The 1,474-nt window shown below is 41.5% G+C and carries 1 protein-coding gene; it reads right to left on the reverse strand.

All coding sequences use genetic code 11. The features are described 5' to 3' along the window. Positions 1-798: 798 nt before the first annotated feature. Positions 799-1,296, reverse strand: a complete 498-nt coding sequence (locus N7974_RS20540) for a deaminase (RefSeq protein WP_262967393.1) — start codon at positions 1,294-1,296, stop codon at positions 799-801. Positions 1,297-1,474: the final 178 nt, after the last annotated feature.

Genomic DNA, 1,474 nt, shown 5'->3' on the forward strand with positions numbered 1-1,474 from the left:
TGAACTCCAGGCAATTTTTTTAAGCTTGCCAAAATACGAGTCCACTCTTCATCACTTAATGTTATCCGCTTCATTTCATTCAAAACGACTTATTCTACCGGATTGGTGAAACGTCAACAGAACCTAGTAAAGATCAACTGGGTACATAGAATAGCGGTACTTTTAGTACCGTTGGGCTTCAACCCTAAAATAAAGGCCCAATAACAAGGCCCTTGTTTTATTATTCATTGAGTCGGCATAAACCCAACCAGCACAAACAGCCGTGCTGAATGAGTTTATGCCTCCAAGGGTGCTTTGCAGTTATTGAAGCAAAACCATAAAACAACGGCAGAAAAGCACTGCCCTTGTTTTACCATTTCGCAGTCTTGCGGCGATGCAGCCGGTTTTAACTCGCTTCCGGGCCTGCCTCTAGCTCAAACAGTGGAGCGCGGCCCGGCATGACCATGCCAAGTTACATAATACCCACGCCTTATACGCAATATGCAGGGCAGAACAGCACTGCCCCGCACACCGCGTATAAATCGTATTATGCAAAATGGCCTTAGTCATGCTTGGCCGCGAGTTTGCTTTACATGGGGCTTCCAGCCCCAAACCCCGGGCCGCATTCTTGCCTTCGGCTTCGCTGTTTAAAAACATTGCCTCCCTGCAAGCCAAACCTCCCTGTTTGGATCGTTCATTAGTTTATCTAAACTCGCTTCCGGCTTCGCCTACAGCTCAAACAAATGTTTATGGTAAATTGCCTCAGGGCAAATCCCCTTACAATTTAATCCTTACGAATTCATGGCATTAGCACATGCTTTAATTACTTTCATCAAAAACACTTGATGCGGCATCTTCTATTTCTAAATAAGACTTTGGCAACAGTCCTACCCGTAATTTTGCACTATTTTTATCCCAGATTAAGGTACCACCATCTTTATTCTTACGCTTTAACTTATTACCTGTACCTAAACTCATTGAGAAAAAATCAAGAAAACGCCTTGCTCCTACTCCAGTAAATGGTTCAAATATCACACTATCTACATTATCTTTACCATCTAATTGCGTTCTTAGCTCTATTGAATCAGAATGAAACTCCAGTGCTTTACTTTTTGGGTAAGGTTCTACATATACAACTCTAGTTACTCCAGAAGCAATAATATGTTTTGCACAATTATGACACGGGAATGTAGTGCAATAGAGAGTTGAACCTATACAGCTTATACCTTCTCTTCCACATGAAAGAATCGCCTCCATTTCCGCATGAACGACTCTTCCAAACTCTGTTAAATCACGAATCCGGCTCTTTTCTAGCACGTCACGTATTTTCTTTATTCCGTCTTCATTTACATCTTCTATTTTTTCTATACTAGGTTCTGTTGACGTTTCACCAATCCGGTAGAATAAGCCATTTTGAATGAAATGAAGCGGATAAAATTAAGTGATGAAGAGTGGACTCGTATTTTGGCAAGCTTAAAAAAATTGCCTGGAGTTC

The sequence above is a fragment of the Methylobacter psychrophilus genome (genome assembly GCF_025583945.1).
Taxonomy (GTDB): Bacteria; Pseudomonadota; Gammaproteobacteria; order Methylococcales; family Methylomonadaceae; genus Methylobacter_C; species Methylobacter_C psychrophilus.